General features: G+C 39.8%; 26 protein-coding genes and 2 pseudogenes. 11 read left to right on the top strand and 17 right to left on the bottom strand.

Annotated elements, in window-relative coordinates; genetic code table 11:
- Window positions 1-136: 136 nt before the first annotated feature.
- Window positions 137-1084: a substrate-binding domain-containing protein gene (locus Q0A08_RS06935; RefSeq protein ID WP_438465743.1), complete on the top strand. Its 948-nt coding sequence runs from the start codon at window positions 137-139 to the stop codon at window positions 1082-1084.
- A gap of 69 nt (window positions 1085-1153) precedes the next feature.
- Here the strand turns inward: Q0A08_RS06935 and Q0A08_RS06930 are convergent, their stop codons facing one another.
- A complete protein-coding gene (locus tag Q0A08_RS06930; RefSeq protein ID WP_438465742.1) occupies window positions 1154-2047 on the bottom strand; it encodes a LysR family transcriptional regulator in 894 nt (297 codons plus the stop codon).
- A 130-nt stretch (window positions 2048-2177) separates the two neighbouring features.
- On the opposite strand from Q0A08_RS06930, the gene Q0A08_RS06925 reads away from it, so the two are divergent.
- Together Q0A08_RS06925 and Q0A08_RS06920 are read left to right on the top strand one after the other, a co-directional pair.
- Complete coding sequence (locus Q0A08_RS06925; protein ID WP_438465741.1) at window positions 2178-2606, top strand: carboxymuconolactone decarboxylase family protein; 429 nt, start codon at window positions 2178-2180, stop codon at window positions 2604-2606.
- Between the two features lie 14 nt (window positions 2607-2620).
- Window positions 2621-3100, top strand: coding sequence for a cupin domain-containing protein (locus tag Q0A08_RS06920; protein ID WP_438465740.1), 480 nt, complete (start codon window positions 2621-2623; stop codon window positions 3098-3100).
- A 339-nt stretch (window positions 3101-3439) separates the two neighbouring features.
- Here the strand turns inward: Q0A08_RS06920 and Q0A08_RS06915 are convergent.
- From Q0A08_RS06915 to Q0A08_RS06905, 3 genes and pseudogenes are all read right to left on the bottom strand, one after another.
- Window positions 3440-3646 (bottom strand): annotated as a pseudogene (locus tag Q0A08_RS06915) (TrmO family methyltransferase domain-containing protein); the annotation flags it as partial.
- A gap of 27 nt (window positions 3647-3673) precedes the next feature.
- Window positions 3674-3847: a hypothetical protein gene (locus Q0A08_RS06910; protein WP_438465739.1), complete on the bottom strand. Its 174-nt coding sequence runs from the start codon at window positions 3845-3847 to the stop codon at window positions 3674-3676.
- A 32-nt stretch (window positions 3848-3879) separates the two neighbouring features.
- Entirely contained in the window at window positions 3880-4761 is an 882-nt protein-coding gene (locus Q0A08_RS06905) for a DMT family transporter (RefSeq protein ID WP_438465738.1), read from the bottom strand.
- Between the two features lie 114 nt (window positions 4762-4875).
- Between Q0A08_RS06905 and Q0A08_RS06900 the strand changes: the two genes are divergently transcribed.
- Window positions 4876-5463 (top strand): TetR/AcrR family transcriptional regulator, encoded by a 588-nt coding sequence (locus tag Q0A08_RS06900; RefSeq protein ID WP_438465737.1) that lies wholly within the window; start codon window positions 4876-4878, stop codon window positions 5461-5463.
- 60 nt (window positions 5464-5523) lie between these two features.
- On the opposite strand, the gene Q0A08_RS06895 is transcribed toward Q0A08_RS06900, so the two are convergent.
- The gene (locus tag Q0A08_RS06895; protein ID WP_438465736.1) at window positions 5524-5832 is read right to left on the bottom strand and encodes a DUF6482 family protein; all 309 of its coding nucleotides are present in this window, start codon (window positions 5830-5832) and stop codon (window positions 5524-5526) included.
- 191 nt (window positions 5833-6023) lie between these two features.
- Here Q0A08_RS06895 and Q0A08_RS06890 point away from each other — a divergent pair, with 191 nt between their 5' ends.
- Window positions 6024-6563: a porin family protein gene (locus tag Q0A08_RS06890; RefSeq protein ID WP_438465735.1), complete on the top strand. Its 540-nt coding sequence runs from the start codon at window positions 6024-6026 to the stop codon at window positions 6561-6563.
- 387 nt (window positions 6564-6950) lie between these two features.
- On the opposite strand, the gene Q0A08_RS06885 is transcribed toward Q0A08_RS06890, so the two are convergent.
- Entirely contained in the window at window positions 6951-8552 is a 1602-nt protein-coding gene (locus Q0A08_RS06885) for an ABC transporter ATP-binding protein (protein ID WP_438465734.1), read from the bottom strand.
- Between the two features lie 12 nt (window positions 8553-8564).
- Window positions 8565-9059, bottom strand: coding sequence for a hypothetical protein (locus tag Q0A08_RS06880; RefSeq protein WP_438465733.1), 495 nt, complete (start codon window positions 9057-9059; stop codon window positions 8565-8567).
- A 290-nt stretch (window positions 9060-9349) separates the two neighbouring features.
- Here Q0A08_RS06880 and Q0A08_RS06875 point away from each other — a divergent pair, with 290 nt between their 5' ends.
- Entirely contained in the window at window positions 9350-10489 is a 1140-nt protein-coding gene (locus Q0A08_RS06875; RefSeq protein WP_438465732.1) for an L-dopachrome tautomerase-related protein, read from the top strand.
- Between the two features lie 67 nt (window positions 10490-10556).
- On the opposite strand, the gene Q0A08_RS06870 is transcribed toward Q0A08_RS06875, so the two are convergent.
- The 4 genes from Q0A08_RS06870 to Q0A08_RS06855 are packed head-to-tail and all read right to left on the bottom strand — an operon-like array spanning window position 10557 to window position 15014.
- Window positions 10557-12095 carry an MFS transporter gene (locus Q0A08_RS06870; RefSeq protein WP_438465731.1) on the bottom strand — a complete coding sequence of 513 codons (1539 nt, stop codon included), beginning with the start codon at window positions 12093-12095 and terminating at the stop codon, window positions 10557-10559.
- 1 nt (window position 12096) lies between these two features.
- Window positions 12097-13323 (bottom strand): cytochrome P450, encoded by a 1227-nt coding sequence (locus Q0A08_RS06865; protein WP_438465730.1) that lies wholly within the window; start codon window positions 13321-13323, stop codon window positions 12097-12099.
- Entirely contained in the window at window positions 13304-13975 is a 672-nt protein-coding gene (locus Q0A08_RS06860; RefSeq protein ID WP_438465729.1) for an HAD-IA family hydrolase, read from the bottom strand. The genes Q0A08_RS06865 and Q0A08_RS06860 overlap by 20 nt, the downstream gene beginning before the upstream one ends.
- Before the next feature lie 10 nt (window positions 13976-13985).
- Window positions 13986-15014 carry an AfsA-related hotdog domain-containing protein gene (locus Q0A08_RS06855; RefSeq protein ID WP_438465728.1) on the bottom strand — a complete coding sequence of 343 codons (1029 nt, stop codon included), beginning with the start codon at window positions 15012-15014 and terminating at the stop codon, window positions 13986-13988.
- 190 nt (window positions 15015-15204) lie between these two features.
- Here Q0A08_RS06855 and Q0A08_RS06850 point away from each other — a divergent pair, with 190 nt between their 5' ends.
- On the top strand, window positions 15205-15513 hold the full coding sequence (locus tag Q0A08_RS06850) for an ArsR/SmtB family transcription factor (protein WP_438465727.1): 309 nt from the start codon (window positions 15205-15207) through the stop codon (window positions 15511-15513).
- Between the two features lie 80 nt (window positions 15514-15593).
- Here the strand turns inward: Q0A08_RS06850 and Q0A08_RS06845 are convergent, their stop codons facing one another.
- On the bottom strand, window positions 15594-15911 hold the full coding sequence (locus tag Q0A08_RS06845) for a hypothetical protein (RefSeq protein WP_438465726.1): 318 nt from the start codon (window positions 15909-15911) through the stop codon (window positions 15594-15596).
- Between the two features lie 214 nt (window positions 15912-16125).
- Between Q0A08_RS06845 and Q0A08_RS06840 the strand changes: the two genes are divergently transcribed.
- The 4 genes from Q0A08_RS06840 (at window position 16126) to Q0A08_RS06825 (ending at window position 20881) form a co-directional block, all read left to right on the top strand.
- Window positions 16126-17724, top strand: a complete 1599-nt coding sequence (locus Q0A08_RS06840; protein ID WP_438465725.1) for a PQQ-dependent sugar dehydrogenase — start codon at window positions 16126-16128, stop codon at window positions 17722-17724.
- Window positions 17725-18398: 674 nt separating this feature from the next.
- Window positions 18399-19253, top strand: a complete 855-nt coding sequence (locus tag Q0A08_RS06835; protein ID WP_438465724.1) for an arylamine N-acetyltransferase family protein — start codon at window positions 18399-18401, stop codon at window positions 19251-19253.
- A gap of 2 nt (window positions 19254-19255) precedes the next feature.
- On the top strand, window positions 19256-20245 hold the full coding sequence (locus Q0A08_RS06830) for a DMT family transporter (protein WP_438465723.1): 990 nt from the start codon (window positions 19256-19258) through the stop codon (window positions 20243-20245).
- A gap of 48 nt (window positions 20246-20293) precedes the next feature.
- Window positions 20294-20881, top strand: a complete 588-nt coding sequence (locus Q0A08_RS06825) for a Crp/Fnr family transcriptional regulator (RefSeq protein ID WP_438465722.1) — start codon at window positions 20294-20296, stop codon at window positions 20879-20881.
- Between the two features lie 35 nt (window positions 20882-20916).
- On the opposite strand, the pseudogene Q0A08_RS06820 reads toward Q0A08_RS06825, so the two are convergent.
- The 5 genes and pseudogenes from Q0A08_RS06820 to Q0A08_RS06800 form a co-directional block, all read right to left on the bottom strand.
- Window positions 20917-21129 (bottom strand): annotated as a pseudogene (locus tag Q0A08_RS06820) (LysR substrate-binding domain-containing protein); the annotation flags it as partial.
- A gap of 14 nt (window positions 21130-21143) precedes the next feature.
- Window positions 21144-21671 (bottom strand): SRPBCC family protein, encoded by a 528-nt coding sequence (locus Q0A08_RS06815; RefSeq protein WP_438465721.1) that lies wholly within the window; start codon window positions 21669-21671, stop codon window positions 21144-21146.
- A 240-nt stretch (window positions 21672-21911) separates the two neighbouring features.
- Window positions 21912-22616, bottom strand: a complete 705-nt coding sequence (locus tag Q0A08_RS06810) for a hypothetical protein (protein WP_438465720.1) — start codon at window positions 22614-22616, stop codon at window positions 21912-21914.
- Window positions 22617-22624: 8 nt separating this feature from the next.
- A complete protein-coding gene (locus Q0A08_RS06805; RefSeq protein WP_438465719.1) occupies window positions 22625-23368 on the bottom strand; it encodes a HupE/UreJ family protein in 744 nt (247 codons plus the stop codon).
- A 142-nt stretch (window positions 23369-23510) separates the two neighbouring features.
- Window positions 23511-24449, bottom strand: a complete 939-nt coding sequence (locus Q0A08_RS06800; protein ID WP_438465718.1) for a LysR substrate-binding domain-containing protein — start codon at window positions 24447-24449, stop codon at window positions 23511-23513.
- Between the last annotated feature and the right edge of the window lie 22 nt (window positions 24450-24471).

Genomic DNA, 24471 nt, shown 5'->3' with positions numbered 1-24471 from the left:
TAATCCATGATGCTTGTTTACCTAGCTGTCACTTAATCTCATTTACAATGCATTACTTTTTTATTCCTAATACCCCAGTTTATGAGGGTGAATGGTCCTATAGTTTAAAGAGTGATTCGTATTAAGGATATCGTCAATGAGAGCTACCTCTCTTCTGAGTGCTGTTAAATCTGCTGTATTTTCTGTGTCTCTAGTTATGTCTTTCCCGCTTATGTCTCAGTGTATTGGGGTGGTTACCGCAGGTGGTGGCGATGGTTTTTGGGGTGAGGTAAAAAAAGGGGCTGAAGCCGCCGGGAAAGAGCTTTCATTGAAGGTTTTGGTAAGAGGTGCTGCGGATGAAGTAGATAGTAAATCTCAAGCTAAAATCATTCACTCTATGATGGAAATGGGTTGTGAGGCTTTGGTGTTAGCGCCTAATAATGCCGATCGAAATAAAGATGTGAAAGCGTTAAAAGAGAAAGGTATTTCCACTGTGTTTATTGATAGAGACACAGGGGGCGAGCGGGTGAGTGTGATTAAAACGGATAACTTTAAAGCAGGTTATCTTGCAGGCTTAGAAATGGCTAATGCGCTTGCAGACTCTACTCAAAAGAGAGTTGTGTTACTGAGGATGGATCAAAAGGTTATCAGTACACGATTACGTGAAGAGGGCTTTATTAAAGCGGCTAAAGAGAAAGGTTTGAACCTCATCTTTGAAGGCTATTTAGGCACAACCATAGGCCAAGCAAGAGTTAATTCAATCAGGTTTCTTAAAGGGTTAGACGAATTTGAAGGGGTGTTTACACCAAACGAATCGACCAGTGTCAGTGTGTTGGCGAGTTTAAAACAATTAGGTTTAGAACAGGATGTTAAGTTTATTGGCTTTGATAGCCATGCCCTTATGATCAAAGCGGTTCAAGAAAAAAGTATGCAAGGCTTTATCATTCAAAACCCCTTCTTGATGGGCTATCAAGGTATTAAAACGGCCCATGCCGCGAGGCTAGGTAAAACCATAGATGCATCTGTAGAAGCAGAGGTTATCTTTGTGGATGCGAGTAATATCAAGCAAAAGAAAATCCAAGAAATGCTGGGTTTGAAGGATTAATTATCCTGATCCAATATTTTGGCTTTTCTTCAAGTCAGACTCTTTCTGGTTAGTGTTTATTTCCATCTGTTATTTAAAAACAATATGCTCACAGATGTAATCCAAGAAACAACGCATTCTTGGGTTAACCTCGTTATCAGAGTAAAAAACAGCATATATTGGAATGGATTCAGCTTGAATATCTCTTTCTAAAATAGGGCGTAAGTGTCCCGCCTGAACATCTGCGTTTACTGTAAACCTTGATAAACTGGCTATTCCACAACCTTGTATTGCTAATTGGCGTAAGGTTTCTCCATTGTCCGCATAAGTTCTAGGGACTATATGTATCGCATTTTTGTTTTTATCCTGAAGCGGCCATACATTGAGTCTATCGGGCTTAACAAACCCTAAACAATTATGCTGTTTTAAGTCGTTCGGGGACTTAGGCAATCCGTGTTCATCAATATAACTAGGAGAGGCATAAAGTTGTCTGCTGGTTTCACCTAGCTTGCGTGCTTTAAGGGTTGAGTCTGTTAAATGGCCAATGCGAATGGCAATATCCACTTTACGTTCAATTAGATCAATATTGGATTCGGTCGAAGTCATGATCACAGTGACATCTGGGTATTTCTGGTTAAAGCCAGCGATAAGTGGAGCAATAGCATGCAGCGAAAAAGGCGTGGCTGCATCAACCACTAATCGCCCCGCAGGTGCAGCTGTACGTTCGCCAAGTTGGGACTCGACTCTCTGACCTTGGGCAATCATGGCACTTGCTTCATTAAACAGCCATTGGCCTTCTTGTGTTAATTGTGTCTTGCGAGTAGTTCGATTGAAGAGGGTCGTATTGAGCTTGTTTTCCAGTTTCTTGATTGTGCGGCTGACTACTGAGGCGGTTACCCCAAGCTCTTCGGCAGCCTTACTAAAGTTGCCGCAATTGACTGTTGCTACCAACATTTCTAATTCTTCAATCTGAATCTTAAGCATTTAGATGTTCCATTCTATTTATGCGATTTACGAATAACTCTTGTTCTTTTGAGGCTATTCTAGCATTAATCACTTTTGGTTAAAGTGAGCACAAGTTAACAATTTGTCCATTCACTTTTGAGGTAACACTATGACTCGTGTAAATATTCAATCTCTTGAACCAAATGCATATAAAGCCATGTTTGAACTAGAGCAGTTTATTGGCCAATCCACTCTCCCTAAAGAGACTCAAGAGCTGGTAAGGCTTAGAGCCTCTTTGATTAATCAATGTCATTTTTGTATCGAGATGCATACTTCTGCTGCAGAAAAGCTCGGCATTGAAAAGGGGAAGCTTGAAGCACTGAAGGCTTGGCCAGAAAGTGCATTGTTTAATGGAAAAGAAAAAGCCATTTTAGCCATGACAGATCATGTGACTGAGTTATCGCGTAGACATGTCCCTGATGATATTTATGAGCCTTTAAAGCAATACCTTTCAAACTCAGAAATTGCCCAGCTCATTATGCTGATAGTGACGATTAATGCATGGAATCGTATTGGTGTGGCAACGGCTATGGCCTAAATTAGGAGAAAGTTATGGGTCTGTTAATTAATGATACGAGAGTTATGAAGGCTTATATAAAAGAAATGAGAGCTATGAAGGTTTGGAGAAAAGTAGCGCGCCTCTTTAGTCTCATTGCGATGTTAAGCCTGTCTAATCATGGGTTAACACACGAAGGTGATGCCCATGATGTAAACCGACAAATGCTAAATATTCTGGCATTACCTGAGTTTGAGAAAGCTTATCTCACGACCTTAACGGTTGAATTACAGCCAGAGGTGCGTGTTGGCTCACATACACATGAGGGCATGCTCTATGTTTATGTGCTGCAAGGAAGGGTGAGATCAAAATTAAAAGGCAGTCAAGCTAAGGATTATAAGCAAGGTGAAGTATGGGTAGAGCCTTTAGGTTCAGTACATGAGCTAACTGAAAACCTTAGTCACAGTGAAGTTGCTAAAATACTTGTCGTGTCGATAGGTGAGAAAGGTGCATCCCTGAGTACTTCTATCAAATAGCTCATTTTAAATAGTTCTTTTTGGCGCATTTTAGAGTGAATTTTAGAGCATTTTAGAGAAATTCCCATGATAAGTGTCTTATTTATCATGGGTGTAAACTTGCTCTAGTCCATTATCCAAAAACCACTTTGGATAGGTTAATAGGGTATCAAAACAGCCTATACAGGAGGCTCTGTAAAATCATATACACAGTCTTAGAAGCTGACGCAGCCTTTGTGGATGAGATCAATATAAAGCAAAAAAATCAAATAATGTTGAGGTTGAAGGGGGAGTGAATTCGCCTGTGCTAAAACCACTTATTTAACTATTAATAAGTGGTTTTTGAGTTTTTGTTGTTGATTACTTATTAATGCTTGTTTCCTTATATATTGCTGGCTTTATATCAAGTAATTGAGTGCTGTTAAGGCAATCTAAGCCTTTTATTGTCAGTCCCGTTTCTTCTAAGTCCTCTATAGGTAAAACCGCGACTCCAATTGGGTTGGGGCGATGGGGAGTTCGCAGAGAGAATGTCCCTAAGTCGCTTTTTCCACTTTTATAAGCAGTACTTGTGTTTTCTCTATGACTATTGCCAAGCTAATATAAAATCATAATATCCTGACCTTGCACTAAGCCTTTAATACCATCTAAATATTCAGGGTAAAGCACTATGTGACATAAAGGGCCATCTTGTTGGATATTATTCGGGCACTCTTCTAAGGCGTGATATGGCGTTGTTATGCTTCCAATAAAATTTAACTCTGCTTTCATTTTTCATTCCTCAAATGTAATAAGTGAACTATCTATTGATCATTTTTTATTGAAATTAGTGTGTATATAAGAATACTGATTAGGATAATTACGCCACCCATGACACTAGTAACGGGTGGCGTTTCATGAAAGAAGATAAAGGCCCAGATAGGTGCAAGCACGGTTTCTAGCATCAAGGTCATAGAAACTTCCGGGGCAGTAATATGGCGTGTTGCAACCATAGATAACACTCGGCCAACTGGTGCTGTAAATAGCCCCATTGCTCCCATAATTATCCAGGTTTCTGTCGTATAGCTTGACGGTGTTGCGAAAAAAAACATGACTATCGCGAGTAATAACCCTCCGAACCCGACACTGGCTAAGCGGCTTACTTCCTGATACTTACGTAACAAAGTGAACATAAGTGACAGGCAGATTACAGAAAATAGTGCTAGTACATCTCCAACCCAGTTACCTGATCCAAACGACCCAGATACCACAATGGTAATCCCCACAACGACAAAAGCGATGGCAACCAGAGTAGAGCGACTTGTTTTTTCTCGTAGAATTAGCCAGCTAAAGATAGCGGCTACAGCTGGAGTGGCACTAAGAATAATAAATGTATTTGCTATCGAAGTTGTCTTTATACTGAAAACTAAACCAGAAGCACTACCTAGCATTAATACACCGGATAAGAGCAATGGCCAGCCACTTGTTATGACGGCTTTTTTTATACCTCTTTCATCACTACATTTGAGTATTATTGGCATTGATATCGCACTAAACAAACCAAATAAAAAAGCGGTATCAAACCCACTAACGCCTGCAAAACGAATAAATATAGGGTCTAAACTCATCAAAAATGCCCCAAGTAGGGCGATTGTAAAACCTGTAATACGTGTGCTATTTCTTCTCATGGTTAACGAATTATTCATTGTGAAAATACCTTTTATTTAAAAATCATACTCATAAGTATGATTTTAAGGGTTTGTTGCGTCAAGATAAATCATACTGTAAAGTATGATTTGTTATTTTAGGTTTAAATAATTATGAAAAAAATACAACAAAACAAAGAGTTAAAAAGGTTAGCGATTTTAGGTGCTGCGAGGGTAGTCTTTTTATCTGAAGGTTATGTTTTGGCTAATATGGATAAAATTGCACTAGAAGCTCAAATAACAAAGCAAACGTTATATCGCTACTTCCCTTCTAAAGTCGATTTATTTAAGGCGACTTTGAAATGGATGGGAGAAAGAATTAACAGCCAATTTAGTGATCATTTAACTCATCCTGATATCAAGCAAGCTCTGTTAAGCTTTGCTACCGATTTTATTTACTTCCATTTATCAGATGAGCACATTGCAACGATGAGATTATTAATTGCAGAAAGTCCTAAAGATGCTGATATTACAAGTTGTTTTATGTCTGTAGGTCCTGACGAAACAGATCTTGCTTTGACTCACTTCTTCACTGAGCGGTTTGGTATTGAGGATACTGAAAGTATCATTTCTATATGGACTGGGATGTTACTTTCACTCAGGTCTGGGGTGTTAGTTGGTATGCCTAAACCAGATGACAAATTGATCAAAAAACATGTGATTGATTCGACAGCGTTTTTATTAGCAGCCTTATCAAAATAGTGGGCAATCTGTTTTATAAATCTAAAAATTGAGAAAACAAGTTCGATTTAAGCTGTTTGATCAATACAGCTTACGGTCTCCAACGGGCACTTCCATTTCGTTGGTGGCTTTAAGTGGGCCGCCTATCATTTCATCATAAGCACTGGTGTGTCTTATTACATGCTTAGCCGCTTTAACCTTACGGAGCTGTTTTTGTAAGCTGAGCACGTTGTTACCCTTTAAATTTATTTCAGATTCATCTGTAATCATGTGCTCTTCAGCATCATCTCCCCCTGAAATAAGGGCGCTAACCGTATATAAAGAAGGGTCCAAGCTATTGAAGATAAGCTTTTCTATCTCTGCGTATTGCTCTAATTGACTAAGTTTCATCATGACTCCAAAGCTAAAGGGTTCGCGGTCGTCGTTAGAATTTTAGTATAGGTGTGAATCTTTAATTCTATTACTCATAAGCTTCTAAATTGTATCTTTTAGATGTTTTTTAAACGTGTTTTCTATTATGCTGGCCTCAATAAAATATCGCTTAACAGCCACAGTTAATAAAACATAAGGAAACGTTTTATATGGGTCGTCCTTTTCTAAGAAATACTTTCTCCTTCCTTTTAGTCTCTTCACTATTACCCTTTATTTCTAGCACTTCTTATGCCGCTAATTATGTAGAAGGCTCTTTTGGTATTGCTTGGCTGGCGTCGGATAACTCTGAGTTGGATTCAAATACTTATTCGCCATATCGTATTCATTATGGACATCAAATTAGTCATTCTCGCTTTTTAGAAACAGGCTATTTAGGGGGGGATAATTATGAAGATGAATCAAAAGATGATTTAGAAATGGATATGATTTATATAAAGCTTAAACACTTTTATAAAATCAATGATAGTTACGCTATCTATGCGAAAGTGGGCGCTGGCGCTTATCGTTATGATATAGAAAATGAGGATAAAAGCATCTCAAAAAAGAACGGCCTAGGATTGAGTTTGTCGGTAGGGTATGAATTTACTTTGGAGAATGACATTTCAGTAGGCTTCGAGTATGAGCATTTTAACACAGCTCGCTTTCGCTCTAACACTCTTAACGGCAATGTAAAATATCATTTTATGTAGAGATAACTTTGTCTACAACAAAGCCATTTAAATGCTAAACACTGGGCTACTCTATCAATTAGAGTATTTTGCCTGTATCAACCCAGTGTTTATCTCTTTCAAAGTGAGAAAATTTAAAGGTTTAAAGAGTCATTCCCACCTCTTGGTCTGACGATAATACGGGTTCGTTCTCTTCGTCTATTCCATTCTGAATCTGTGGTCCAGTCAACGCCATAAGTACGTTTATAATTGCGATTATCAATTTGAGAAAAGAGTCTCGGGATTTGATACCAAAGAGATAGATAAAGGCCAGTGTTACCTATCTCTTTGGTTGGTTTAGTAGATAAAAATCGCTATTTTTGCCGCTTGTTTCTGTTAGGCAACTTGATTTTCTGCCGTAACCTCTGTTTAAAGGTCAAAAGAGGCGGCAATGAGTTTTTGGGTATAGCGACTTTTCGGGTTCTTGAAAACCTCTTCAGCTGAACCTTCTTCCATCACTTCCCCTTTTTGCATCACCATTACTCGATCAGACAAGGCTTTCACCACGCTTAAGTCGTGGCTGATAAACAAGAAGCCAATATTGTGCTGCTTTTGAATACTCTTCAGTAAGTCGATGACTGTTAGTTGGACTGAGCGATCAAGGGCTGAGGTGGGTTCATCTAACAAGATAAAAGAAGGCTCTAGAATCAAAGCACGAGCAATGGCGATACGCTGCCTTTGCCCACCCGAAAACTCATGGGGGTAACGGTTGATAGAGTGAGCCTCTAAGCGAACTTCCTCTAACGCTTTACGGGCTTTTTGCATGCGTTCTGCTTTAGATAATTCAGGACGATGAACCGTAAGCCCTTCGGTGATAATTTCGCCTACAGTCATGCGTGGCGAAAGAGAGCCGTAAGGGTCCTGGAAGACGACTTGAATATCTTTTTTAAGGTCGAATCTGTCTTTTTTGCTAAGTTTGCTAACATCTTGGCCTTTAAATTCTATTTGGCCACTTGATGGTAATAAGCCGATTAAGGCTCTGCCTAGGGTGGATTTACCTGAGCCAGATTCGCCCACTATGCCTAAGGTTTCACCCTGTTTTAAATTTAGTGAGAGGCCTTTAACGGCTTCAAAGTATTCTTTCTTACGGCTAATGAGCTGGGTGCCGATATGGTATTTCACCTTAATGTCGTTGGCTTTAAGTAACTCGGTTGCATTTTTAGGTGGCTCATCCTTTTGGCCTCTTGGTGTCGAGTCGATTAGCATCTTGGTATAGGGAAGCTGCGGGTTTTCAAACAGGCTTGTTGTTTCCCCTTGCTCCACTAGTTCGCCCTTACACATTACTAAGACTCTATCGGCAAGGTGCTTGACCACACCTAAATCATGGGTGATAAAGAGCACAGCCATGCCCATTTTAGCCTGAACTTCTTTAATCAGGTTTAAGACTTCTGCCTGTACTGTCACATCCAACGCTGTGGTGGGTTCGTCTGCTATCAAGATGTCCGGCTCGTTGATAAGCGCCATGGCGATCATGATGCGTTGTAATTGCCCGCCGGAAAACTCATGTGGGTATTTACCATAAGCTTGTTCAGGAAAGGGGAGATGTACCAGGTTAAAGAGTTCTAATACTTTAGCTCTTGCTACTTTTCTCGAAACGGAGCGATGGCATAACATGGCCTCAGCGACTTGAGTACCCACCTTTAAATAAGGGTTAAGTGAGGTCATTGGCTCTTGGAAGATCATGCCGATTTTATCTCCGCGAATCTGACGCATGTCTTTTTCTGACTTGACTAAGATCTCTTCACCTTCAAAGACGATACTCGATTCTGTCTTGATGCTAGCGTTCTTAGGCAATAGTTGCATCAAGGCATTACTAGAAACGGACTTACCACTGCCGGATTCTCCAACAATCGCTAGGGTTTCTCCTTTGTAGAGCTCAAAGCTTAAATTTTTAACCGCATCCAATGTGCCTTGGGTTAAGGCAAAACTAATAGAGAGGCTTTTGACCTCAAGAATAGGGGCGTGTGACATGTGATTTCCTTATCAGTTAAGCGCTGCTGATTGCACGCTCATAATCCTGTGTTGGGTGAGGTTCCTAAAATGATGGTGGCTTTCTTGTACTTGTTGGAGCTCACGAGCCCAATGGGATTCATTATGGGCAGCACAAAACGCCGTCATATGTTTGAGCAAATCATCACTGTGTGTTTCTAATGATTGAGTTGAGTGTTTTACCAATAAATTCGGCTCAAGGTAGATAAACTGCAAAAACGCGTAAGACTGATTAAGCAGGTCAAAGGCGGCATCGTGCTCACCCATATGATTCAGAATTTCTGATTGGGAAATGCTTGCATCTTTTAAGCCTTTTAATAGACAAGCAAACTGACAAGGTCTTGTATCTTCATCAGTTAAGGCCGTCTGAATATGTTGAGGGAGATGTTGAAGCACCTTTTCAAACACTTGTTGAGCAGCGGACCAGTGTCCATCTTCAAGTAATTGCTCTGCCGTTAAGTAGTTAGTCCAGCAGTCTTGTAAGTTCATCTAAACACACCTTTAGCTAAATGATACATCTATTTAAATGGAAATAAGATTTAAATGCAAATGGTTATCATTTATTGATTTCAATTTTGTCAATGTTTCCATGAGAGCCTGATTGCTTTAATGAATAGGTTTAGGTAGTAGAGTAAATATATTATTATCTAAAATTATTAGATAAAGATTCATTTATTGCCCTGTTTAAAGGGTTTTAATCCGCTATTAATATGGCGTCTATCGAAGGGGCAGTCATTGTTTCCTTCCATTTTGATTAAATTATTTAAACGGGAGTTCACATGAAAAACGTTAAATTATCTGCAACTTTATTGAACCTATCTATTATGGGTGCCACTTTATCGATGGGAGCTTCTGCGGCTTCAAACGGTCAAGCTCATACAGCACACAATCTTAAAATTGGTGTGTTAGAAGCGGTAACTCAGTTTGAAGACTATCGTGGAGGCGGTATTACAATTACGCCAGAAGGTCGTATCATTATTAGTATGGACCCACTTGATGGCCCTAAGGTGAAAGTTGTCGAGGTGATGGCAAATGGGGCTAAGCGACCATTTCCTACTCAAGATTGGGCGGATGGTCCAGAGATAGGCAAGGTAGGTTTGTCTGCAGTTATTGGTGTGCATTCAGATAGTAAAGGGGTGGTATGGATGCTAGACATGGGCAGCGAAGCGTCTCCTGCTAAATTGGTCGCTTGGGATACTGTGCTTAATAAGCTATCTCATAATATTGAACTGCCTGCTTCTGCCCTTGCAGCAAACTCTTTTTTACAAGATTTTGTGATAGATGAAAAACACGGAAAAATCATCATTGCTGATATGACATTTGGAAACTTTGCTGGAGCAACTAAACCTGCCTTTGTTGTGGTCGATATTGCCTCTGGCCAAGCTAAACGTGTCCTTGAAAATGCGGATACCTTGATGCCAGAAGACAGAGACATTGTGATAGAAGCGTCTCTATTAGCATCAAAATCAGCTGAGGGTAAAACGACTAAACTGCGTTTTGGCTTAAACCCCATTGCCATGGATGAGGAGAGTGAGTGGATCTATTTTGGTGCTTTTACTGGCTCTAAGATTTATCGTGTACCAGCTATGGCACTAGTGAATAATTCATTGTCTGATTCTCAAATCGAAAGCAAGATCGAAGTCTTCGGGCCGAAGAATCCAAGTGATGGTATCGCTTATTCTAAGCAGGGCATTATAGTGTCAGATCTTGAAAACAGCGCGGTTGGCTTAACTACCAAAGGTGAGTATCAAGTCTTAGTACAAGATAAGCGTTTGTCTTGGCCTGATAGTTTTGCCTTAAGTAATGGTTATGTTTATGTGACACAAGATCAGTTGCATCAGCATCCTGCGTTTAGCCAAGGGTTAGGGAATGCGAAAGCGCCTTACACCTTGTATCGTTTCTCTTATCAAGCAAACTAGTATTTGCAAAAACACAGAGACGATTATGTCTCTGTGTTTTTGAGTTTTAACTTTTCTGTTTAGACTATTAACTTACTTGTGCTTCCCCTTGAGCCGAGTATTTTTCCTTCCTTAGATAGAAAAGAACCAAGATAGATACAATAAGCGCCATTCCTGTTAACGCGATATTAGTCGTAATAAAAGCGCTGTTATAGATGCTGGACATGGTTTCAAAAATGCTTGCTTGTTCAGCTTGCCCTTGCGGTAACATGCTCATAAAGTTGCCTGATGAGATCGCATTAACCCAGCTGTCTGTGTTCAAAACGATGTGATCTTTAAGCTGCATAGGGACCATATTGCTAACAATTGAGCTTAGTAGTGAACCATAAAGAGCAACACCAATTGCCTCGCTACCGAGTCTGAAGGTATTAAGTAAACCAGCAGCCATACCGACGTCGTTTTCGTTGACGCTGCTTAGGGCTTGGCCATCTACAAGGCCAGCGGACATTCCCATACCGATACCAATAAGTATCAAAGCAATTGCAATTGCCATGATAGAAATATGATTTTCTACCACAAAGATAAGTGCAGCCGCACCGACTAGCATGCTGACAATGCTTAAATACATAAGCAAATTCGTGCTGACCCCTTTTGCTGATAACTTACCTGCAATAAGTGGGAAAACCAAAACGGGTGCGGTTAAAAACAACATAATCAAACCGGCTTTTGACGCTGAAAGCTGCATAGAGCCAGTGAGAAAGGTTGGGAAGTAGGTTAACAGAGTAACAAAGGTAAAGCTTGCCACCACAGGCACCAAAATTAAGCCTAAGAATTTATGATTTTTAATGAGATCAAGGCTGAGCACAGGGAACTTTGCGACTCTAATGCGTAAGATAAAGCCTAAGAAACAGACAAAACTACCCGCAAAACTTAAGATAATCGCTTCACTTTTCCAGCCCCAGTCATAACCTTTTGAAAGCGCTAGCATCAGCATAAACATACTAGTGATAAAAAAGAAGGAACCCACCAAATCTATTTGTGCAATAGAGCCTCCTTGAGCCTGATCTGCCGGTATTTTGACACTGACAATTAAGACTAAGAAGAGGGCGGCTGCATGCATGAAGAAGATTGCCTGCCAACCAATCGAATCAAGTAAAATACCTGAAATAGTGGGGCCTAAGGTAATTCCAAGACCCGCCGTTGTGCCAAATAAGGCAAAGGCTTTGGTTCTTGCATCGCCTTCAAACGCATGAATGAATATGGCGCTACCACATGCAAAAATGGCGGCACCACCGACACCTGCAAGTGCTCTAAAAATATCAAGCACTAGTGCATTCGTTGAAAGTGCTGAGCCTGCAGACGCTAAGGTATAAATGAAAGCACCAATAAAGAATGAGCGTTTCTTGCCCCAAATATCGGATATTTTGCCCCAAATAAGCGTAAAACACGCGAATGTAAGATTAAAGGCATTGACCACCCATTGTAAGCTGGCGAGGTCTGACTGAATGTCGGTACTGATATAAGGTAATGCGATTGCCGTGCCTGAAATCGAGCTAGGCACTACAAAGACAGCCAATAATACTGCGAACAGTATAATGAAGTTATTTTTTGGTTGTGTTTCGTTCATTTTAAAACTGCTCGTGTTTAGAGTTAATGCTAATAGGTAGGTTATCTGGTCTTCTTAAAATGATGCCTTCAGACCAGTTAATCTGTTTGTCACCTTTGATAAGTTTCATTTTGGGAAGTCTTTGAGCCAATACATCCAGAACAACACCGACTTCCATTTTGGCAAGCTCTCTTCCCATGCATTGATGCATGCCATACCCAAACTGTAAGTGAGCGGGTCCTGTTCGATTTGGATTTATGCTTAATGGATCTTTAAATACATTTGGATCTCTGTTTGCGGTAAAGACATCAGCATAAATAACACTACCAGCAGGAATTATGCCGGATGATATTTCAACATCTTCAGTGGCTATGCGAGGGAAAGTAGAGCTGTTACCCAAGTTAGTGAGCCTTAAAAGTTCTTCAATATAAGGTTCCCTAAGTTCAGGATGTTTTACGATGTCATCCCAAATATTTGGTAATGACAGAGCGGCATATAAAATCTTCGTCATTAGGGTCAAGGTGTTTTGATCACCTCCAAGTAATGAACCCAAAAGAATCGAGACGAGTTCATCATCGTTTAAAGGAGGTGTGCTTTTATCGCGATTATTTAAGAACTTTTGAATCAAGCCTTCATCATCGTGTGAACGAACACCTGTTACATGCTCCATCAAATATTCATACAAAAGAGTGAATTGCTGAGTGAGGTTATCGACGTCATTTTTGTCTGAAATTTGAACTGTTTTAGCGAGACTGCGAAAATAGGCGATATCGTCTGTATCTATTCCTAATAGTTTGCAGTTGACAGTAACAGAGACTTTATCAAGGACATCTATAAACAAGTCTCTTTTGCCACTGGTTAGCATTTCGTCAACACAGATGTGAGTCATTTCTTCAATGTAGAGTTTTAACCAGCTAAGGCCGCTACGACTATAGTCTCTCGTAATGAACTGCTTCATCCGAGAATGGTCAGGGAAATCCAGATTGAGTAAGAGGTCTTTTGGCGTTAATGTCGGAAGAATGCTTGGACCACCTTCTGTGTTAGATGGGCCTCGGACACAGGTTTTGTCGACTAGTATCTTTTTGACATCTTTAAAATTAATGACATGATGTGTTTCATGACCACTTAAAATACGAATTAAGCCATGATCTGTGTAAGTTGCTTTATTGATAACTGAATAAGCTGGTCTAGCATCATAGTTTGGTATTTCATCAATGCTACTTAGCTTATTATGCAATGCGATACTCATTGTTCTTCCCTGAATTTAGCTGGTTTCTTAAGCTTAATAGTGCTTGTTCTGTTTCCTTGAAATGCACTGTTCCCCATCCTCTCGATGCCGCAGCATCGCAATTGACTTTGAGATCATCAATTAACAGCATTTCAGGTGGTGCAAAGCCCGATTGTTTTTCTGCTAAATAGAAAAACTCTGGTTCAGGTTTACGTCGTCTTTCTTTGCAGGAATCAATAATAAAGTCTGCTGTATCTGTTAGTTTCAACATGGCTTTCCAATAAGGTTCCCACTCAACAACATTGTTGGTAAGAATACCGACTTGAAAGCCTTCATTTTTTAATCGAATAAACTCATTGACCATATCTTGATTAGGGCTAACACCTGTAAACCATTGTTCGCCGAAATTTTCTAATCTGGCTTTTGAGGTATCAATTTCAGGGTAATGAGTGTGCAAGCTTTTTCTTAAGGCTGCTCCCCAATCTGCCTCGCTAATCAATGCGTTCTCAATAGGTGAAAGCATTTCTAAGTCCATATCTTCAGCGACTTTGATCATCACATCTTTTAACGCAGAAGAGGGGATGCCTGTTCTCGTTTCATATATATTGAACAGCTCGTTTATGGGAGGGGATAACACCCCTCCGAAATCGAACCAGATCATTTTAAACTTCATGGTTATATCCTTATTTACGTGCGATTCTGATATGGCATTTAGCCGTGATAGCCTTGTTTTGTGATGTAGATAATAAGAGAGAGATTTCATTTGACTCTTCATCTACAGAGATATTGTCTAGGCTGCAGGAGGAATCAATTTTTAGTTCAGTGAACTTGGTAAATTCGATATCACAGTCTTTCATATAGATATCATTGTGATCTAAACCAAACTTTTTATTGATACAGTAAAGAGACATTTGTCTAAATGCTTCAATCAAAAGCATGCCAGGAACATGATCAAGAGGGTGATCAAACATAGCGGGATGGGTGTCGTTTACATAAAGCTTAGCCGTGTATTTATCATTTACTATTTCAACCGGGTGCAATACAACGTTATCAGCATTAGTTCTGCCAATGATGTCTTTATTTTGAAGTTGTGAAAGACTTGTTGAATATTTAATTTCAGAAAAACCTTCGACAAACTTCAAACCTTTGCTTCGGATTTTGTTCCAAATTGGTACTGGCATCCAAGAGATATCCATCAGTTTGGTTGCAGCAAGGCAACCATCTACATAGATTCTCATTTCATAAGTTAAGCCACATAAAATGTCATTTCTAAATTCTTTGGAAATGACATCGACTTCTGTTATCACAAAAGAAGGCGTTGCTTTGATTGATAAGGCTTTATTATTTTTGATATGAAATTTTGCTTCATTGAAAATGAATTTCGCATTGAGTGGCACCTCATAAAAATTATGAGCAATGATGATTGAAGACTGTCTACAAACTTCTAACAGAGCAATATTCTCATAATGCGTTTTGCCAGGAACATCATTGTAGTAAGAGTGTGTTCTTGGAAGGTGCGCGCCAGTATAGAATTTATCGTCAGCTGTACTCTTTACATCCGTAAGGAATACTTCACTTACTGCTGCTCTGTGAACAAGCTTTTTGTTTACTGTATGGCCGAAAGAACATTCAGAGTGGTTTAGCTCCTTAAGAATGGCGTTTACTTCGATCTGACCTAGTTTTGAACAAATTGCATTGCTCTGAATTTCCATTTTAGTTCCCTCTTATTAGTTGTAATCCATGACAGGAAGAAATTTTCTCACTAGAATGGTAAGAAAATAATAATACGTTTATAAAAAATGAATACGTATCAATAAAATTAAACGTTCGATTTTTGTCGAACCTTATATTAGCAAAGACTTTATGTCAATGCTTCGATGCGTTAATAAAAAGGACCAAATCATGCCAAACAACATAGCAAATACCAGTACTAAGCAAGAAGTTATGCTGAGAATACTTAAAGCATTAGCTCATCCAATGCGTTTAAAAATTATTGTGGATCTCATCAATGATGAAGATGGAGCAGAAAGACATTGCACCTCTTTTGGGTTAACCGTGGCTAAGGCCACACGTTCTCATCATTTTAAATTATTGAAGGATGTGGGTTTAATTTCTCATATCGACAGGGGAAATCATTCGCTTGCTAAGTTAAGACGAAAGGAGTTGGAAGAAGAGTTTCCTGGGCTAATTGGTTTACTCTCTAATCTTTGAATTTAGACAGTCATGTCAGTAAGTTTATGTGAAGAGATTGTCTTCTAGAACTTACTGACATGACTGATAAAGACCAAAGGCTAGACAAAAGTATTTATAATTAACGTGATAGGAAGTAGCTTAGGTAATGGGTTGGCTTCCTTAATCAACTTGATACCTAATTGAGTGATGTAAGCGAGGTGAACTAATCTAAAACCAACAAAAAATGCAGATAAGTATTGAATGTAATCCCCTAGATCGTTCACTTTGAAAATCACTTCCCCCAAAATTTGCAGGTATAAAAAGCAACTCAAAATAAACAGATTACGGCTTAATTTAGGTTCAGTCTTCCAAGTCAGTGCAGAAGTGATTAGTGGTAATAGTGCGCCGGCAATAAAAGCGCTGATAAAGATAAACATAGATTATTATTTTTTTTTGAATGATGTTCATTTCATCCTAGCGAAATAGTTTTGTGTGAAAAAGCGCAAAAACTGAAACAGACTTGTTTAGTTTTAATTCGAATATCTTTGTTAAGCCACTGTAGGACTTAATAAATACTGTGATTTTGATATCCTCTCGATTGGAGTGAAGAGATTAATGTTTCTTTGAAGTGTGTCTAATATGGATCATTTAATGACTAAGTTTTTATTATCAATTTGCCTTTTAGTGCTAAGTTTTCATACCTTGAGTTATGCCGCTCAATATCCCGTTTTAAATCAAACATGCGATGGCTTTTCACAGGTAGCGGTTGGCAGTTATCAAGGTACGTGTGTCGGTCTGGTGAGCCAATTTGAAGGATTTAAAAAGCCCCGTAAAGCGCTTCAATTAGATGATTTTCGGTTATTAGTAACGGATATGGGAGGCTGGTCGGCCAATCGAGGTGTCTTATGGTTAGTGACATCTAGTAAACCAAATTTAAAAGGAAAACTTGAGGTTGTGGCATTAATCGAACAACTGAACTTGCCTCATGATATTGAATTTGACGCTAAGAGGCGGGTGCTACTTGGTGAGGCTCATCAGATGCGTCGTCTCACATTAGAGTTAGGTCGCATAGTGTCTGATGAAGTTGTGCTTAGTGATTTCCCCTATAAGGATTCCTTACACCCTTTGAGTAACTTCGCACAATTACACGGGGGAAACCTGGTGATCAATGTGGGCTCAAAAACAGATCATTGTGAAGGCGGCATGATAGAAGGGGAGTGTGTAGAGCTTGCTGATAATGGTTTGTGGAATTACACCTATGATTCCGAACTAGACACTTATTCCAGTAATGCTACGCACTTGGCAAAAGGGTTAAGAAATTCAATGGCTTTGGCTGTTCATTCGTCTGGTACGCTATTACAGGCTGAAAATAGCAGTGATATTAAAAATGCAGAAGAACCCTACGAAGAGCTTAATGTGATTAAAACGGGTGGTTTTTATGGTTGGCCCTATTGTTTAAATGAAAATTTTGATCAGAATGTGATTGAAGATGGATGTGAACAAGCTAATTATCAAGCACCTTATGTTTTGTTGCCGCCCCATACTGCGCCACTAGATATGCTGTATGTAAATTCGTCGAGACTACCCGTACTAGATGGCAAGCTGTTAATGTCTTGGCATGGGTATCGTGTCGTGGGTAATCGTTTAGTCGCGTATAAGGTAGATAAAAAAGGGCTGCCAGTTTTGACTGACCAAGCTTGGTTTAAACGTGATCCTATTGCGCCCAAAACAGAATGGTCAACGCACGCCTTTGATGCTAAAGGGGGGATGACACGACAAGCGCAGCATGTTGAATTAATACATAGTTGGAATAAGGTTGAAGGCCTTCGCCCAGAAGGGGCTCCGGTTGGACTTGCTATGCTAAAAGACGAAACCTTGCTCATTGTAGATGATAAAAATAAAGCGTTATTGAGGTTAGCACCGGGGAATAGCTATTTAGCTGAACATACTGTTAGCGGTGAGGATCACGCTAAAACACGTACAATCGATCTCGACTTGCAGGAGAATGAAGCCCTTAAAAGAGTCTTGTTAGACCATTGTTCAGCTTGTCATCAGGCATTAACAAGTGCACCTGAAACCTTACTTAATACATCAGATGCTTGGTTAAGCAAGGAAGCTGGCATGACCCGGATAGAGCAAGCTCTCTTTAATGAGATGCGGCCCATGCCGCCTACTGCGAGTTTAAATCAGGATGAAAAGGTACAATTAATAAAACAGATTAAGCAAGCACTGGCTGTACCTCAGTCATAACGCAATGTGCTTCCTAGATATCAGCAATAAGAGGGAAGGTGACTGATTTTTGCTTTACACTCAATAATAGGGTGTGAGAGCCAAATGGGTTGGGGGACCTTTCACGATTAAATTACGCCGCCGAGGGGCCTTATTTGAATTTGAGTACGTTGTCTTCTCCAGTTATAAGACATGTCTGTGGTCCAATCTACGCCATAGATGCGTTTATGGTTATGCTTATTTATTTCATAAAGACAGTACTTATTTTTAAGACCAAGGTTTTCTAAAGGGCGATCTTTAACACTTGCTACATAATTCAGCTCTTATTTGAGCATGAGCCCATTTACTGAACTTGCAAACCCAATCACTCTTAACTTATTAAAGCCTGCCGCAGCTAAGCTTCTCGAAAAGCGTTTGGCAAAGGGCTCTGTTTTGCCTCTTTTGTAGGTCTTTTTAACCGAAGTGGCTGTCCAGCAAGCAAACAGATAGATATTGATTGATTGTTGTGTCGGGGGTTTTGGTTAAATGACTGGTTATAAGTGCTTGGGTAAATTTATTTACTTTAATTTGTGACAGAGACTCTTTCTCAAAAACTTTATAAAAAAGTTTTCAAAAATTAACCTGGGTTAATTCCTTCTCTCTCTGACTCCCATATTCTGTCTTCATTGAATGACATGAATTAAAAGGAATAGAGCATGACCTTATCTACCGGTTTACAGAACTACCTAGACGACTTAGCACTAACCCATGAGAGTGAGCTTTCTTTAGACTTTGTTTCAGCCTTGCAAAACAAACATATTGCGAAATACAGCTTTAATAGCTTGGCAGTCGTATTGGGTGAAGACCTACCTTTAGACACAGAGAACTTGAGCCATAAGATAGTCAGCCAAGGTCTGGGTGGCTATTGCTTTGAGCATAACAAACTCACTTATGAGCTATTAAGTTCATTGGGTTATGACGTGCAGCTAAAGCTTGCTCGTGTGCTTTATAACCAAGAGAAAAAAGCACCCAGAACCCACAGAGTAAGTTTGGTTAAACTGAAAGGAGAGACTTATCTGGTTGATACTGGCTTTGGAGCTTATGGCCCAAGTTTGCCGCTATCTCTTGAGTTAGATAAAGAGCAAAGCATAGGAGGAGAGACCTACCGTATTATTTCACTGTCTGAGCAAAAGCAGCTGGATACGCTAGAGTATGATGTTCAAATCTTTAAAGGCGGTGAGTTCTTCACTTTATACCGTTTTGATTTAGCGGACTATTCAGATGCAGATTGCCAATTAAGTCATTTCTTCTCTCATAAATACCCAGAGGCGGGTTTTGTTAATAATTTGGTGGTGAGTTTAAAAAATGATGAGGTGATTATCGCCTTAAAAAACCATGAATTGTTAACTCGTTTCACCGATGAAACAGGCCAACGTACTGAACTAACTGAGCAGGTTAACTCAGCTGATGCATTGCACAACATCTTAACAGAAAGCTTTGGTTTAGCTCTGGATCAGGTGATTACGACTCATCTGTTTGAGCGCTTCCTTGTACCTAAACTAGGTCATTAACAATGATGAAAGGGATTTCTAGCTTATTGGTTTGGGCATGGTTGATGGCGTCTTCTTTCATTGTATCAGGCAATATGGATGCCTTCGCTAGCCCAATCGCAACCACCGCTTTTCGTTTTGTTTTGGCCCTCGTACTGATTTTAGGTTTGTTACTTGTTAATTGGCAGCGGGCGGGAATAAATCGGGGCCAAGCTTTATCTGATTTATTTTCTTCGAAAATACAGTGCTTGCAGTATGTGGTGATAAGCGGCGCCTTAGTCGGCTTCTTTATCGGACTGTTTGTGGCGCTTAAATACACGACTCCCCTTAAAACTTCAGTACTTTATACTCTGGTGCCTTTAGTCGGCGTCTTCATTGCGAGGGTATGGCTAAGTGAAAGGTTAAATGGCATTAAATTATTAGGTTTTATAATAGGGTCGATCGCGGCTTGTTTAGTTTTATTTAATAGCCAAAATGACATCAATCCAAATGAGGCTGGGCTAGGTCTACTGAGTTGGAATAGAGGGGATCTCATCTTTCTCTTCGCCAGTGTGTTATTAGCCATACATGTGGTGAGTGTGCAAAAGTGGGGACGCAAGCTTGCACCCTTATCAGGTGCTTTTATAATAATGCTGTTTGGTACGCTTTGGCTTATTCCGGTTGCCCTCATCTGGGGAGAGCTTGATAAAGTTCATTGGCTAGCCAAAGGTTTTTGGTTTAACGGCCTTTATCTCACTGTGTTTGCGACCTTGTTTACCTTTATTTTGCAGCAGCGTTTGGTGGCAAGTGTTGGTGCGAACCGATTATTAGCCTTTTCATACAGTATTCCTGTTTGGGTGGCGTTCTACACTGCTTTTGCGAATAAAGCATTAGATGACCTATTTAATCTCGGCTTTATGTTAGGTTTGGGTTTATTATGGCTGGCGTTTGTTTTGATTGAGATGAGGTCTAGGTCTAATGATGAATGCCTCAATAAAGAAGACATGAATAAACAAGCAATGGAAAAAGCTTAATAAGTTAAAACGTAATCAGCTAAAGCGTATTTAGAAAAAGGAAGCCGAATGGATAAGGCACTGTTAGAAGCAAGCTTTAAACACTATTTTGATCAAATGGGTTATGGCATAGATTGGCAGTATTTTACTCAAGCCATGCAAATACAGCCGATACGCAAAGGCGAGTTCTTGTTTCAACAAGGCGAAAAAGTCGATCGTTTATATTTCTTACACACAGGACAAGTACGTTATGTCAGTGTGTCTGAAACTGGCAAAGAATATACCCAGTCTTTTGCCAAATCACCTCGAATCATAGGGTCTACAAGGGCGACAATAAAAGGCACAAAAGCTTTATTTGGTATCCAAGCTCTTGAAGATTGCATGATCATTTCCTACCCTTGGCACAGCTTCTTTGGTGAGATGCGACAAGATAAGGGTTTTTTAGAATGTTATTGTCACTTTATGGAGCAGATCTTTATTCTCAAAGAAGAGAAAGAAAGCAGCTTTGTGAAAGATTCAGCAGAAAAGCGCTATCTTGATTTCTGTGTCGATTATCCAGAGTTGAAAGACAAGATACCCCAGCAACAAATTGCTTCTTATTTGAGTATCACCCCAGTGGCGTTAAGTCGCATAAGACAAAGGCTCAAGCGTATATAATAGGCAGCTATTTAGCTTCGGTTGTGCATTTATTATTAGCTCTCCCAATAGGGCTCATCGCCAAAATAATCAATAAATGCCCTGACTTTAGGGGCTAATAACCTCGAACTTGGGTAAACCGCCCAGATTGCTGTTTCTGATATGAGAGGGTGCTCTGGCATGATATGTACCAGTTCACCGGATTGAATCTGTTTGTAGATGCTCCATTTAGAGCCAATTGTAATACCAATGCCACTCACACTAGCAGCTCTTACTGCTTCACCTAAGCAGCAGAACTACTTGGTTGAACTTGATCGTTAAGTTTGAATTGACGGTTTTCGCTATAGGTTTTGAGTTCTTTGAGAATGTCTTGAAAGCTCTTACCAAGACCGAGCTTAAGTAGAGGGCTTAGAATTAGACCAAAACTCTTAATTTCTGGGGCAGATGTCCATTGCACTTCAGATCTATTTTGCTTAATTTCCTTAACATGAATTCTGACCTTATTAGTACGAATAGGCAGGATAGCAGGCATATTTTTAGGGATGACATTGAATTCGATGGTGCGAGTTGCTGGGTCATAAACGGTGATTTCTTCTTCAGCGTAACCACCATTTTCTTTATCGTTAAAACGACAAACACGGCCCGCAACTGGGGCTGATGATGGCGCTGATACATCTGCTTTTTTGTTCTCTAGAGCAAACGAATGAGCCACGAAGCTCATCCAAATATGGGCGTGTTCGAACTCTTCACCAACGATTTTCCATACCTGAGATGCAGGTTGGTTAATGGTGATCGATTTATAAATTATCATCGCTTAATCCTCATTCATATTTTCACTGCTATGGCTTTCGTTGGCCAAAACAAATAACGTAAATGAAGTTTAAGTGGATTTAATATGTTTCAAAATAGCATTATTCGTGACGTGGTGGTGCGTAAATGAACCGAATGAGGCTTTGCTATCGACTAATTAGTCGAACGTGTTATGAATGATAGTAAAATTAAATAAGCAGCATTTTAGGACTAAATGCTGCTATAAAAAGAAGGTGAGTGTTTATAAAACGCGTTTAACCTTGGTATATTCCCCTGTAAAATTGATTGTTAAACTCACTTGTTTGCCAGAGCGGTTACGCCAAAACCAACCATGATAGCCATTGAATGCTGCTTGAATTCTGCCTTCATCTTGCATTACACCTTTGCCTTTTGTATAAGGGTGATAACGGATATTGTCCGAATCACCATGGTTATCAAAATTTACTTTAGCATTGGTTTTCCATTCAAAATCTACGTACTGACCTTTTGCTAAGGCGACTTTTAATTCGGCTGCTTCACCATTTTCCAACACCAGAGTACGAGAGTCTGTCATTAGTTTTGGTAACGCATCATTGCTTATCAATATAGTTTTAGCCTGAGCTGATACTTTTACTAAAGTGGGCGCTTGCACAGAGGTTTCTTGTGTGGCAAATACCTTTGCCTCCTGCTCAGCAAGCATCTTCGTTTCTGGGCTAGGACTTAACGCTTTGTTAGTTAGCACCTTCTGATCGAGTTCCGCTTGTTCCAGAGCAAGAGACTGCTTAATTTTCCCCATGGTTTGTAAACCAAGGAGCTTACCGGTTCCGGTAATATCAATGGCAAATTCAGCTGGTAAAACAATGCAGATTAAAATGATAATTGCCGATATAAATGCGGCGATAGTCGCTTTTATCAAGGATAAACTTGAAGCGATTTCGCCTGTTTTTGTTGCCTGTGAGTGTGTCATTTTTCCTCCTAATTTAAGGTATAAGCGGTAAGTTGATAGCCCATAAGGACAAAGCCTGATGTCATCAGAAGTGTGTTGCTAACAAAGGCCTGTTGCATGAATTTAGGGTGTTTTCGCCAGAAGCCCATAAAGATGAGAATGACTGAAAGTGCCATTAACTGACCAATTTCAACGCCAACATTGAAGGCGATCAGATTGGCTAAAAGCCCTTCATCAGCAAGCTCAAACTCTTGAATTTTTGTGGCCAGACCAAAGCCATGGAAGAAGCCAAATACTAAAGTGGCAAGCTTGGTATTTGGCTGAAAGCCAAACCATCGTTGAAAAGCATTTAAGTTATCCAGAGCTTTATAAACGACAGAAAGACCAATAATGGCATCAATCAAATAGGCATTGGCTGAGATGTCAAAAAAGACCCCTATTAAGAGAGTAGAAGAGTGCCCTATGGCAAAGAGACTGACATATAAACCCACATCTTTAAGTTTGAAGAGAAAGAAAATAATGCCAAATAAGAATAAGAGATGATCATAGCCTGTCACCATGTGTTTGGCGCCAAGGTAAATAAAAGGAATCAAGTTGATGCCTGATATTTCTTGGATATAGCCTTGATCTCCAAGGGTGACACCATGTGCATTTACTGTTTGAGCTATGCTGCAAAAAAACAGAATGGCCAAAATTGAGGGAATGAAGGTTAAATAACGGAACAAGGGGATGGGTGTTAACCAACTGCCCCTTATGTTGGGTAATGGGTTCAAGGTGTTACTCCTGTCGCAAGCTAATTTAGTTGCTCAGGATATTAGTGTTATCGTCTTCATCATTGAAATCGAACATATTTATAAAAAGTATCAGTTATATTGATTTGTTGGTGGTGCGTTCACTTTTTATGTGTTCCTGAATTTAAACAGAGGACTTCAAGGTTTCTACTTTTGCCTGTACAAGGGCTTTTACTTTTTCATCTAGCCAAACCAGTCTTGGATGAGAGGCGTTACGGCTTAAACAAATCATATCCACATCAAAGTCAGGGATATCGATAGGCGGAGGGCTTAAAGTGAGCCTGTCTTGGATCAGATCACTGCGCCCGACCATCTCAGCCACAACGGCTAATTGTTTACGGCCAGAAAGAATTCGCCTGACAGTGAAAAAACGTGTGGTTCCCAACACAACGTGACGTTTAACGCCCATTTTACTTAGGGTGATGTCTACTTTACTTGTTAGGTCTTCATTAGCTGTCACTATGATTTGTGGTGTGGCAAGGTAAGTATCAAGAGGAATGGGGAGCTCGGTTTTGATTTGGTCATTATCGAAAATACACCAATGCTTTTCTCGATATAAAAATGTCTTACTGACATTATCTGGAAGTTGATTAAACACCCCGATGCATAGATCAATTTCACCATTTTCTAGCATGCTAAGACTATTTTGTGAGTCAGCAGGTTTAAACAAAACCTTGCTATTGGGAGACCCTGCTAACAGAGTATCGAATAGGGCTGGACCAAATATTTGTTCGGCATAGTCGGTTAAACCTATCTTGTAGACCCCATCGTAGCTTTCGAAATCAAACTCACCTTGGGGTAAAACCTCATTACTTATTATGCTTAAGATTTGCGCAATATGAGGTGCGACTTCTTTTGCTCGAAAACTTGGGACCATCTTGTGTCCTTGTCGTTCGAACAAAGGGTCATTAAGCAGTTGCCTCAGCCTTTTAAGATTATAGCTAGTGGCAGGTTGGCCTAGATTAAGGTGTTTTGAAGCACCTGACACACTCTCAAATTGCATTAGAGCATTGAAGGTGAGTAATAAATTTAAGTCTACACCACGCCAATTTATCTCTTTCATCTGTGTTTCTCGTGATAAAAAT

Origin of the sequence: Marinomonas sp. PE14-40 (assembly GCF_051623805.1) — a bacterium.
Lineage (GTDB): Bacteria > Pseudomonadota > Gammaproteobacteria > Pseudomonadales > Marinomonadaceae > Marinomonas.
Note: the sequence above shows the minus strand (reverse complement) of the source record. Positions and strands in the feature narration are given on the sequence as shown.

What these genes read in the sequence shown, in the direction of transcription:
- Q0A08_RS06925 (WP_438465741.1), top strand. Translation starts at nt 2,178, where the DNA reads ATGACTCGTGTAAATATTCAATCTCTTGAACCAAATGCATATAAAGCC.
- Q0A08_RS06875 (WP_438465732.1), top strand. Translation starts at nt 9,350, where the DNA reads ATGAAAAACGTTAAATTATCTGCAACTTTATTGAACCTATCTATTATG.
- Q0A08_RS06850 (WP_438465727.1), top strand. Translation starts at nt 15,205, where the DNA reads ATGCCAAACAACATAGCAAATACCAGTACTAAGCAAGAAGTTATGCTG.
- Q0A08_RS06895 (WP_438465736.1), bottom strand. Translation starts at nt 5,832, where the DNA reads ATGAAACTTAGTCAATTAGAGCAATACGCAGAGATAGAAAAGCTTATC.
- Q0A08_RS06870 (WP_438465731.1), bottom strand. Translation starts at nt 12,095, where the DNA reads ATGAACGAAACACAACCAAAAAATAACTTCATTATACTGTTCGCAGTA.
- Q0A08_RS06880 (WP_438465733.1), bottom strand. Translation starts at nt 9,059, where the DNA reads ATGAACTTACAAGACTGCTGGACTAACTACTTAACGGCAGAGCAATTA.
- Q0A08_RS06835 (WP_438465724.1), top strand. Translation starts at nt 18,399, where the DNA reads ATGACCTTATCTACCGGTTTACAGAACTACCTAGACGACTTAGCACTA.
- Q0A08_RS06810 (WP_438465720.1), bottom strand. Translation starts at nt 22,616, where the DNA reads ATGACACACTCACAGGCAACAAAAACAGGCGAAATCGCTTCAAGTTTA.
- Q0A08_RS06800 (WP_438465718.1), bottom strand. Translation starts at nt 24,449, where the DNA reads ATGAAAGAGATAAATTGGCGTGGTGTAGACTTAAATTTATTACTCACC.
- Q0A08_RS06920 (WP_438465740.1), top strand. Translation starts at nt 2,621, where the DNA reads ATGGGTCTGTTAATTAATGATACGAGAGTTATGAAGGCTTATATAAAA.
- Q0A08_RS06930 (WP_438465742.1), bottom strand. Translation starts at nt 2,047, where the DNA reads ATGCTTAAGATTCAGATTGAAGAATTAGAAATGTTGGTAGCAACAGTC.
- Q0A08_RS06815 (WP_438465721.1), bottom strand. Translation starts at nt 21,671, where the DNA reads ATGATAATTTATAAATCGATCACCATTAACCAACCTGCATCTCAGGTA.
- Q0A08_RS06830 (WP_438465723.1), top strand. Translation starts at nt 19,256, where the DNA reads ATGATGAAAGGGATTTCTAGCTTATTGGTTTGGGCATGGTTGATGGCG.
- Q0A08_RS06905 (WP_438465738.1), bottom strand. Translation starts at nt 4,761, where the DNA reads ATGAATAATTCGTTAACCATGAGAAGAAATAGCACACGTATTACAGGT.
- Q0A08_RS06900 (WP_438465737.1), top strand. Translation starts at nt 4,876, where the DNA reads ATGAAAAAAATACAACAAAACAAAGAGTTAAAAAGGTTAGCGATTTTA.
- Q0A08_RS06855 (WP_438465728.1), bottom strand. Translation starts at nt 15,014, where the DNA reads ATGGAAATTCAGAGCAATGCAATTTGTTCAAAACTAGGTCAGATCGAA.
- Q0A08_RS06910 (WP_438465739.1), bottom strand. Translation starts at nt 3,847, where the DNA reads ATGAAAGCAGAGTTAAATTTTATTGGAAGCATAACAACGCCATATCAC.
- Q0A08_RS06865 (WP_438465730.1), bottom strand. Translation starts at nt 13,323, where the DNA reads ATGAGTATCGCATTGCATAATAAGCTAAGTAGCATTGATGAAATACCA.
- Q0A08_RS06935 (WP_438465743.1), top strand. Translation starts at nt 137, where the DNA reads ATGAGAGCTACCTCTCTTCTGAGTGCTGTTAAATCTGCTGTATTTTCT.
- Q0A08_RS06840 (WP_438465725.1), top strand. Translation starts at nt 16,126, where the DNA reads ATGACTAAGTTTTTATTATCAATTTGCCTTTTAGTGCTAAGTTTTCAT.
- Q0A08_RS06845 (WP_438465726.1), bottom strand. Translation starts at nt 15,911, where the DNA reads ATGTTTATCTTTATCAGCGCTTTTATTGCCGGCGCACTATTACCACTA.
- Q0A08_RS06825 (WP_438465722.1), top strand. Translation starts at nt 20,294, where the DNA reads ATGGATAAGGCACTGTTAGAAGCAAGCTTTAAACACTATTTTGATCAA.
- Q0A08_RS06860 (WP_438465729.1), bottom strand. Translation starts at nt 13,975, where the DNA reads ATGAAGTTTAAAATGATCTGGTTCGATTTCGGAGGGGTGTTATCCCCT.
- Q0A08_RS06890 (WP_438465735.1), top strand. Translation starts at nt 6,024, where the DNA reads ATGGGTCGTCCTTTTCTAAGAAATACTTTCTCCTTCCTTTTAGTCTCT.
- Q0A08_RS06885 (WP_438465734.1), bottom strand. Translation starts at nt 8,552, where the DNA reads ATGTCACACGCCCCTATTCTTGAGGTCAAAAGCCTCTCTATTAGTTTT.